This is a genomic window from Streptomyces sp. NPDC046931, from assembly GCF_040644655.1.
In the GTDB taxonomy this organism is placed as follows: domain Bacteria; phylum Actinomycetota; class Actinomycetes; order Streptomycetales; family Streptomycetaceae; genus Streptomyces.
On the sequence record NZ_JBEYWX010000027.1, the window covers coordinates 95329 to 104695 of the forward strand.

The window sequence follows — 9367 nt, forward strand, 5'->3', positions numbered from 1 at the left end:
GCCCGTAAGTACGGGCCCTTGCCGATGCCGCCGCCGGGACGCGCAGATAGAGCCCGGTGCCCCGATCGTGGACCGGACCCTGACCCGCTACCGATGAAGGATTGCTCCCCATGCCTGTGCCTGCCGACCTGACGCGTGCGCCATCCCGGGCCGAGCGGCCGCGGGTGGTGCTGCTCAAGCCGCTGGTGACGTCCCTGCTGATCTTTACCGCTCCGTGCGGTTTGCCAGGCCCAGAGCCTCGCGGGCCTCGTTGGCCGTGGTGATCAGGTGTGTGGCGAACGTTGCGATGTCAGACCGGCTGCAACGAGCAATGGGCATGGCGATACTGAAAGCTGCCCGCTCCCCGTCGATCACTCCGATCGCGACTGCGAAGGCGGCAACTCCGCTCTCGCTCTCTTCGAAGTTCGTAGCAAATCCTCGGCGGCGGGTCCGCTCCAGCTCGTCGCGGAGTCCGTTGAGATCGATCCGCGACTCTCGGGCACGGTTACCAGAAAGCACGATGCGGTAGAGGGCATCAAGGTCGCCAGTGGACAGATCGGCAAGCATGGCCTTCCCTGCTGATGTCGCATGTGCAGGGAGTGTGACCCCGGTGCGCAGGCCGAAGCGCAATGCGTGGGTCGTCGCTTCGATGCCGTCGAGGTGGTGAATCTCGGTTCCTACCAGTGTCGCGACATGCACAGTCTCGCAGACGCGTTCGAACAGCCGCTCCAAGTGCGGCCGCAGCCTTTCACGCAACGGCGGCACCGTCCGCAGAGCCCTGGGGCCGAGGAACTCCGGGCCTGGCTCGTAGCGCTTCCCGGAGCCCTGCACAGCGAAGCCGTCGCCAACGAGAGTGGCGAGCAACCTCTGCGCAGTCGACGGATTCACGTCGAGCGCAGCGGCGGCCTCAGTGACGCCCAGAGAGCCTTCTTCACCCATGAGTTTGAGCAGCACAAGTGCCCTGTGAACCGCCTCAACCCTGCCTTGACCTGCTGTTTTGCTCATCACGCAATTACTCTACCAAGTATTGCGCTAGTTGCAATGGCTCGTTAGGTTTCCTGGCACGAGCGGGACGGATGGACCTCTCGCGGTCAAGGCGCTCATACCGGTCCGCATCGCGGCCGTTGTCGCGCACGCAGGATGCAGGCCGGCACCAACCGGCTCCACCACCACCCCCTTCACCCAAACCGTGACAAAGGAGTCGCGATGAATCAGCTCTCCGCCGGCGGACCCAAGCGTCCGTTGCGTCCTAGGACCCCAGCTCCACGGCAGGCCAAGCGGGCGGTTGCCAGCGGAACGTTCGGTTCTGCTCTCGAGTGGTTCGACTTCGCGGTGTACGGAGCAATGTCCGCGACCGTGTTCCCCACGCTCTTCTTCAACAAGCTGGACCCCGCTATGGGGCTGCTCGCATCGTTCGCGACGTTCGGTGTCGGATTCCTCGCTCGGCCGCTGGGCGGTGTCGTCTTCGGCCATCTCGGTGACCGCATCGGTCGACGCAACGTCCTGCTGACGACGTTCATATCGATGGGTGTTGCATCGCTCATCATCGGCCTTCTGCCGTCGTACGCCGCGATCGGATTCGCAGCGCCGTTGTTGCTGGTCGTGATGCGTTTCGTCCAGGGCCTTGCCCTCGGTGGCGAAGCCACAGGGTCTCAGCTGATGACGATGGAGCACGCGCCGGGTGACAGGCGGGCCTTTTATGGCGCGCTCATGGGCATGGGCTCACCGATCAGCCAGGTTGCCGCCAACCTGCTCCTCGTCGTCCTGTCTGGCGTTCTCAGCGAAGACGCGTTCATGTCCTGGGGATGGCGCATCCCGTTCCTCATGAGCATTCTGCTCGTCACGGTCGGCGTCTACATCCGCGTCAAGGTCGAGGAGACGCCTGTCTTCGCAGAGGAGGCCAAGGAACCGGCCAGAGAGACCATCAGCCCCATTGTGGTGCTCCGCACCCATGGGTGGACCATCCTGCGGCTGATCCTGGCCTACTCGCCGATCGTGATCACCTTCTACATCGTCACCGTCTTTGGCCTGAGCTATCTGACCGGCCTGGGTTTCACACGTAACGACACGTTCACGATCGTCATGATCTCGAACTTCCTGTCGGTCATCGCGATCTGGTGGGGCGGGCGACTGGCCGATGCCTACGGGCGTCGAAGGATCCTGATGATCGGGTCTGCAGGCACGCTTGTCGCGGCGCTGATCTTCTTCCCGGTCGTCGACATGGGGAGTTTCCCGATCACCCTCACCATGGTCGCGTTCGCCCTTGTGAGCGCGCAGTTCGGTAACGCCGGCCAGGGCGCTCTCTTCGCGGAGGCGTTTCCCACCAAGATGCGCTACACGGGTTCGGCTCTGGCACTGACCGGAGCGAATCTGATCTTCGCCGCGCCGGCACCTTTCCTCGCCTCCTGGCTGACCGGCCTCAGCGGGGGAGGAACGCTCAGCATCACGGTCTTCTGGGTGGTCACGATCGTCGTTGCCCTGGTGAGCATGGCGCTGATGAGCGACTTCGCAACCCTCGAGGGTGACAAGCACCACTTCGACAAGAGAGTCGCGGCAACGCTCGTGAGCGAGCCGGAAATAGCCACGGTTGCGCCAGCCGAGGACGGGGTGACGCCGTGATCGTCGAACAGCGTACATACGTCCTGCACACCGGAGTGAAACTGAGCGAGTATCTCGATGCCTACGAGAACATCGGTCTGCCCGTGCAGAAGCCGGTCCTCGGCGGATTTCTCGGCTACTTCGTGACGGAGTTCGGTACCCAGAACGAGCTGAATCACTTCTGGGCTTACAGCGATCTCGAAGACCGTAGAAGCCGACGGGCAAGGCTCGCTGAGAACGAGCGGTGGCAGGAGTGCCTGTCGATCATCCGCCCGATGATCATGACAATGTCGAACAAGATCATGTATCCGACGTCGTTCTCGCCCATTCGCTCGCTGCCTGTCGCCGGCAACGACCCCGACACGGCGTTTGCACACAACTAGGAGAGGACGATGACAACCACTGTTCCCCGAGCGGCAGCGCAGGAAAGCTGCCGGACGCCGATGTCGACAAGGACGGCCATCGTCACAGGAGGCGCCGGGGGAATCGGCAGCGCCATCAGTCATCGTCTCGCAAAGCGAGGCTACGGCGTCGTCGTCGCCGACATCGACGCGGCGTCCGCCGACTCCACAGCACGCGCCTTGCCCGAGGTCGACGGCGCTGAACACCACGGCTTCGCCGGCGACCTGACATCCTCATCGGTGAACCGGGACCTTGCCGAGTTCGCGGCAGGCATCGCTCCGATCGGGGTCCTGGTCAACGCCGTCGGCATCTCACCGAAGCGAAACGGCGCAAAGATCCCCTTCCACCAGCTCACCGACAGCGAGTGGAACGCCGTCATGGCAGTCAATGTCAGCGCGCCGTTCTTCCTGATCCGCGAAGCATTCCCGCACATGCCGACCGACGGCACGGCCTGCATCGTGAATCTGCTGTCCATCACCGCCAAACTCGGCACCGGAAGCCCTGAAGGCGACAACAGCCCGCCGTTTCTGCCGTCGACCGTGGCATACGGCGCAAGCAAAGCCGCGCTCCAGAACCTCACCGCGAGCCTCTCGCGCGAGCTCGCACCGCTACGGATCAGGGTCAACGGCGTGGCCCCTGGCTTCGTGAGGACACCGATGATGGGCGACGTCCCGACGGACGAACGCCTCCTCGCACAGGTGCCGATGAGACGGTTCGCCGAGCCCGAGGAGATCGCCCGCGCAGTCGAATTCCTCGTGAGCGACAGTGCCTCCTACATCACCGGCGCGAGCATCGACGTCAACGGCGGATGGCTCACATGCTGAACGCCCGATGGCCTCGCGGGCCACGCCACCAGCAAACAGATCCCGTTTCCACACTGGAGGGTGCACAGCATGACCATGCTCGAGGAAGCATTTGACCTCGTTGTCGTCGGCTCCGGCATCGCGGGGCAGACGGCGGCGACTTCCGCAGCCGAGGCCGGTCTCTCGGTTGTCCTGCTCGAAAAGACCAATGTGCTCGGCGGCTCGTCCTCCATGAGCGGCGGCTGGTTCGCCTTCAGTGGTACCGAGGAGCAGGCCGCCGAGGGCATCGAGGACTCATCCGAGCTCTTCCTCAAGGACATGCTCGAAGTCGGAAATCACCTCAACGACCGTGGCTTGCTGGAGGCGTACCTCGCCAACCAGGAGGAGACCTACCGATGGCTCAAAGCTCATGGGGTTGCCTTCCGTGAGGTGGAGATCAGTTCCGGCCAGTCAGCACGCCGCAGCCACAACTCCGTCATCAGGGATGTCCTCGCCCGACTGCACCGGGACTTCACCGAGGCCGGCGGCCAGACACGGCTCGAGCATCGCGCCGTCCACCTGACGACAGACTCCTCTGGGCGAGTCGCTGGCGTGGTGACGCAGACACCGGCGGGCGAGGTCACCTTCACCGGTCATGCCGGCGTCGTGCTCGCGACAGGCGGTTTCAGCCGCGGCACAAAAATGCTCAAGGTCTTCGCGCCCGAACAGCTGGCGGCGATCCCCTACGGCGGCAAGGGAAACACCGGCGACGGTCTGCGGATGGCGTGGAAGCTCGGGGCTGGCATGGCGGACATGTCCTTTGTCTCGGGAACCTACGGGTCGCACCCGGACACTGGAGAGGAATTCCACGAGCTGCTGACCGCGTACTACATGGGCGCGATCATCGTGAACAAGGACGGACATCGGTTCGTCGACGAGTCACAAGACTACAAGACGCTTGGCCGCGTGGTCCTGGACCAGCCCGACGGCCTGGGCTTCGAGATCTTCGACGCCAAAGTCCGAGCAAAGTCCCACCGCGGCATTCCGCTGAAGGACGTCGACACGCTGGAAGAGCTGGGCCACGTCTTCAAGGCCGACACCCTCGAGGAGCTTGCCGAAGCCGCCGGAATACGCCCCACCGCGCTGGTGAAGACGGTCGAGCGATACAACGCCGCGGCCGCAGGCACAGCGGATGACGAGGTCGGCCGCACCAACCTGTGCAACGGAGTGGGCGACCTGCTCCCCCTCGACACACCGCCGTTCTACGCCTACCCGGCCAAGTCGCTGATGACCACCACGTACTGCGGCGTGACGATCAACACCAACGGCCAGGTGGTAGACGTCGACGGCGACGTCATCGAGGGCCTGTACGCCATTGGCGAGGTGACCGGCGGATTCCACGGCGCCGCCTACATGACGGGTACGTCGCTGGGCAAGGGAGCCGTCTTCGGTCGCATCGTCGCCGCCCACGCGGCGGACCGCGCGACCGCAGCAACCCAGGTCTGATCGACCGACACGCGTGGAGGTCCGCGCCACATGAAGGGATGCACAACGTGACCGAACACATTGGCCGAATCCGCCAGTTCGACGTCGTCGTCGTCGGATCAGGTGTCTCAGGATCTGCCGCCGCCATGACGGCTGCTCGGGCAGGAGCAAAGGTCGCGCTGCTCGAGAAGCTCGACACTTACGGCGGGTCCGCAGCATTGTCGGCGGGCATGTTCTGGACCGCGCCCGACCTGGAGGCCTATCAAAAGCGGATCCCGCTAGGGGACGCCGAGCTTGGAGCCAGGCTGATCCAGGACTATCCCGAAGCCCTCGCAGAACTGCGCGCGTCGGGGGTGCGTGTGGCCACTGAACCGCAGCTCGACATCATGACCTTCGGGATCGGCTACTCCACCGACATCAAAGCGATCCTGGCGTGGTGTCGAAACAAGGTCGTGGCCGCCGGCGGCGAAGCACGTACAAACGCACCCGTCGTCGATCTCGTCCACAACGGTCGCCGAGTCACCGGCGCCATCGTCCGCGAACACGATGACACGCTGACCAGGTACGACGCCGCAGCCGTCATCCTGACCACCGGCGGATTCCAGGGGGCGAGGGACAAGCTCACCAGATATATCGGCCCCAACGCCGATCGGCTGTTGCTGCGCTCCAACCCAGGCAGTGTCGGCGACGGCCTCCGACTGGCGCGCGGCGCCGGTGCGGGCGGGACGAAGGCGATGAGCACGTTCTACGGTCACCTTATCGGCTCTCCGGTCAAGAGGTTCGAGCCCGAGGACTACCTGCCGTACTCGCAGTACTACTCGGGATCCACCGTGCTCGTGAACCTGCGTGGGGAGCGGTTCGCGGACGAGACGCAGGGCGACGAACTGCTCAATCAGGCGCTCACGTTCCAGCCCGAAGCCAGGGGCATCCTCATCTTCGACCACCACGTGCGCGTGACCGAAGGCACCGAGGAGCCGTTCCCCGGCCTGGGCACGATCGACCGCTACGCCATCGCGGTCGAGGCCGGCGCAACCCACGCCGAAGCCAGCACTCTCGCCGAGCTGATCGATGCCGTCGCGGCGTGGGGTGTCGACAAGGTCAACCTCATCGCGACCCTCGACCGGTACAAGGCGGCTGTCGTTTCGGGCGGAGGAGTCGCACGCGGAGTCGCGGTCGCCCCGACCGCACGGGGGCCACAGACCGGACCCTTCTACGCCCTGATGGTCCAGCCCTCCATCACGTTCACCTTCGGCGGCATCCGGACCGACGAACGAGGCCGAGTACTCGACCACGACGGCCACCCCGTAACCGGCCTCTACGCTGCGGGCGCCGACATCGGAGGCCTGTCCAACTACGGCTATGCAGGTGGACTCGCCCCCGGCTACATCACAGGGCGCTGGGCGGGGGAATCCGCCGCTCGTGCGACAAGCCACCAAGTTCCCGCAGACGCCGCGTTCGCCGTCCAGTCATAGACACGAGGAGGCATCAGGCATGGCTTACACGACAGAGGTTCTGGTGATCGGTGGAGGCGGTTCGGGCATGAGTGCCGCGATCTCTGCGGCCACGAGCGGTGCGTCGGTGATCCTGCTGGAGAAGTGCCCGCAGGTGGGCGGGAGCACGGCGATGTCAGTGGGGTCATTCACTGCAGCCAACACGTCCTACCAATACCGAGCGGGCGTCAACGACAGCATCGAGTTGTTCATCGAAGACATGAAGGTCGCCAACGGCCCGTTCGAGGAACGTGAGAACAAGGAGCTTCGGCGCATCCTCGCTGAGAACGCCGGCCCGACGATCGAATGGCTCTCGAGCATCGGCGTCCAGTTCCTCGGCCCTACCCCGGAGCCCCCGTACGAGAAGCCGCGTATGCACAACGTGCTGCCCAATTCCCGGGCGTACCGAGCCGCACTTCTTCGCGAGTGCAGGAAGCGGGGCGTGACCATCTACACCTCGATGCGGGTCGACCGGCTCCTGCAGAACGCCGTCGGCGAGATCGTCGGCGCCAGCGTCAACGGCATGAACTACTTCGGACGCCGCGGCGTCATCCTCGCCACCGGCGACTACTCCGCCTCGACCGAACTCAAGGCAAAGTATGTCGGCGAGGCCGCGGCCAAGGTACCCCCGGTCAACCCGAACAACACGGGTGACGGCTTCAAACTCGGTACCGAGGTCGGCGCGGTCATGACGCAGATGGACCGCCTCTACGAAGGACTGCGCTTCGCCCCGTCGAACCGTCCGGACCTCATCAAGATGCTGCCCTCCGTGCCAGGGCTGACGAAGCTCATGCGCCAGGTCGTCGAGAAACTCCCCAAGAATCTGCTGGCCTACGTCATCCGCGGCGCCCTGACCAGCTGGATCGGACCGAACAACACGATGTACCGAGCCGGTGCCATCCTGGTGGACCCCGGGGGCCGGCGGATCACCGGCGAGGACTCCGATGCACTCATGGCCCGCGCCGTGGCAGCCGATGCAGCGAACACCGCCTACATGATCTTCGACTCCAGGGTGGCCAAGAAGTTCTCCGCCTGGCCCAACCCCGTCTCCACCTTCCCCGGCGTGGCCTACGCCTACCTCCCGGACTACAAGCATTACCGCCCGGACGTCTACCACCGTGCACCAACAATCGAAGAGCTCGCCACCAGCATCGGAATGGACCCCACCGCCCTCAGGACCACCGTCGATCGGTGGAACACCGACGTCGCATCGGGCAAGGACAGCCAGTTCGGCCGCCAGCACCTCGGCGAGGGAGTGATCGAGGGGCCGTTTTACGCGCTGGGCCCCATGAGCGCCTTCATCACCCTGGCCGACGGCGGTCTGGCTGTGGACACCGGGCTGCGAGTGACCAACGCGGACGGCGAGCCGATCCCAGGCCTGTGGGCGGCCGGATCGACCGGTCAGGGCGGCCTGCAGCTGCTCAATCACGGCCTGCACATCGGCTGGGCAATGATCTCCGGCCGCATCGCGGGCCGGCACGCCGCTCAGGCAGGGCCCCGCACGGACCTTGAACCGGTCACAGTCGCCGACGGCCCCCACGACGCAGGCACGAACGCATCGGGCCAGGCCCGTGCCACAACCTATCCCTGAGCAGCCCGTGACTCCTCCCTCGGCTGAAGCCCGGGGGCTTTTCGTTACGCCGGGTTGGCGTTGCGATGGACCAGCCCGGCCCGTAGAACGTTGAGGGCGCCCACGGTGTCAGCGTGCGCGTGGTGGCCGCACGAGACGCAGTGGAACTTTTCCTGTGTGGGCCGGTTCTCCTTCGCGGTGTGCCCGCATTCGGGGCAGGTGCGGGAGGTGTTGCGGGGGTTGACGGCGATCACTTCCCGTCCGGCGCTTTCAGCCTTGGCGTGCGGGATCGTCTGGAACACCCCCCATCCGGCATCGCTGATCGACCTGTTGAGCCCGGCTTTGACCAAGGCCCCGTTGGGCAGGAAGGTGCCCGGCCGACCGGGATCGGATCTCGGTGCGGGAGCCTTGCCCATAGTGCGGATCTTTAAATCCTCGTGCGCGATGAAGTCGTGCGCCCGAACCAGGCCGAGCGCCGTCTTGTGCGCGTGGTCGAGCCGCTGACGACGCACCTTCCCGTGAAGCTGGGCGACCTTCTCCACCGCCCGCTGGTGGCCGGCGCTGCGGTCCTTCGCCTTGCGGCGCGGGAACCGGGACAGGGCCTGCTGCGCCGCTTGGAGCTTGCCGGCTGCACGGCGACCGTGACGCGGATTGGGCACGAAAGCGCCGTCGGAGTCGGCGAGGAAGTTCACGATACCCAGGTCGATACCGACCGCGGAGCCGGTCGCGGGCAGCGGCTCGGGCCGGTCCTGCTCGGCGGCCAGCACGACGAACCACTTGCGGCCCTCGCGCTTGACCGACACGGTCTTGATCCTGCCGGCCACGGCCCGGTGCCGGTGGACCTTGACGTGCCCCACCCCCTGGAAGCGGACGCGGGTGACGGGGTCGTGCGGGGTGGAGTTCCACCGGCAGCCGTCCCCGTCCCTGGGGAAGTCCACCGTGTCGAACCAGTTCACCGAGCGAAAACGCGGGTAGCCCGGGGCATCGCCGGACCTGACCCGGCGGAAGAACGCGGCGAACGCCTTGTCCAGACGGCGCAAGGTGGCCTGCTGCGAACTGAA

General features: G+C 65.5%; 8 protein-coding genes. 6 read left to right on the top strand and 2 right to left on the bottom strand.

All coding sequences use genetic code 11. The features are described 5' to 3' along the window. Positions 1-204 precede the first annotated feature (204 nt). Positions 205-984, bottom strand: coding sequence for an IclR family transcriptional regulator (locus ABZ876_RS32855; protein WP_361788770.1), 780 nt, complete (start codon positions 982-984; stop codon positions 205-207). 201 nt (positions 985-1185) lie between these two features. On the opposite strand from ABZ876_RS32855, the gene ABZ876_RS32860 reads away from it, so the two are divergent. The 6 genes from ABZ876_RS32860 to ABZ876_RS32885 all read left to right on the top strand — a co-directional run bounded on the left by ABZ876_RS32860 (position 1186) and on the right by ABZ876_RS32885 (position 8327). After that, positions 1186-2598 (top strand): MFS transporter, encoded by a 1413-nt coding sequence (locus ABZ876_RS32860; protein ID WP_361788760.1) that lies wholly within the window; start codon positions 1186-1188, stop codon positions 2596-2598. Beyond that, entirely contained in the window at positions 2595-2960 is a 366-nt protein-coding gene (locus tag ABZ876_RS32865; protein ID WP_361788761.1) for an NIPSNAP family protein, read from the top strand. The genes ABZ876_RS32860 and ABZ876_RS32865 overlap by 4 nt, the downstream gene beginning before the upstream one ends. Before the next feature lie 9 nt (positions 2961-2969). Beyond that, positions 2970-3803, top strand: a complete 834-nt coding sequence (locus ABZ876_RS32870; protein ID WP_361788762.1) for an SDR family NAD(P)-dependent oxidoreductase — start codon at positions 2970-2972, stop codon at positions 3801-3803. Between the two features lie 69 nt (positions 3804-3872). Then, a complete protein-coding gene (locus ABZ876_RS32875; protein WP_361788763.1) occupies positions 3873-5267 on the top strand; it encodes a flavocytochrome c in 1395 nt (464 codons plus the stop codon). A 47-nt stretch (positions 5268-5314) separates the two neighbouring features. Next, the gene (locus tag ABZ876_RS32880) at positions 5315-6718 is read left to right on the top strand and encodes an FAD-dependent oxidoreductase (RefSeq protein ID WP_361788764.1); all 1404 of its coding nucleotides are present in this window, start codon (positions 5315-5317) and stop codon (positions 6716-6718) included. Then, complete coding sequence (locus ABZ876_RS32885) at positions 6666-8327, top strand: FAD-dependent oxidoreductase (RefSeq protein ID WP_361788765.1); 1662 nt, start codon at positions 6666-6668, stop codon at positions 8325-8327. The genes ABZ876_RS32880 and ABZ876_RS32885 overlap by 53 nt, the downstream gene beginning before the upstream one ends. 44 nt (positions 8328-8371) lie before the next feature. On the opposite strand, the gene ABZ876_RS32890 is transcribed toward ABZ876_RS32885, so the two are convergent. Further along, a partial coding sequence (locus ABZ876_RS32890; RefSeq protein ID WP_361788766.1) for a transposase occupies positions 8372-9367 on the bottom strand: 996 nt, incomplete at its 5' end.

Excerpts from the sequence above, each read along its gene's own strand:
- ABZ876_RS32855 (WP_361788770.1), bottom strand. The coding sequence starts at position 984 with ATGAGCAAAACAGCAGGTCAAGGCAGGGTTGAGGCGGTTCACAGGGCA.
- ABZ876_RS32875 (WP_361788763.1), top strand. The coding sequence starts at position 3,873 with ATGACCATGCTCGAGGAAGCATTTGACCTCGTTGTCGTCGGCTCCGGC.
- ABZ876_RS32870 (WP_361788762.1), top strand. The coding sequence starts at position 2,970 with ATGACAACCACTGTTCCCCGAGCGGCAGCGCAGGAAAGCTGCCGGACG.
- ABZ876_RS32860 (WP_361788760.1), top strand. The coding sequence starts at position 1,186 with ATGAATCAGCTCTCCGCCGGCGGACCCAAGCGTCCGTTGCGTCCTAGG.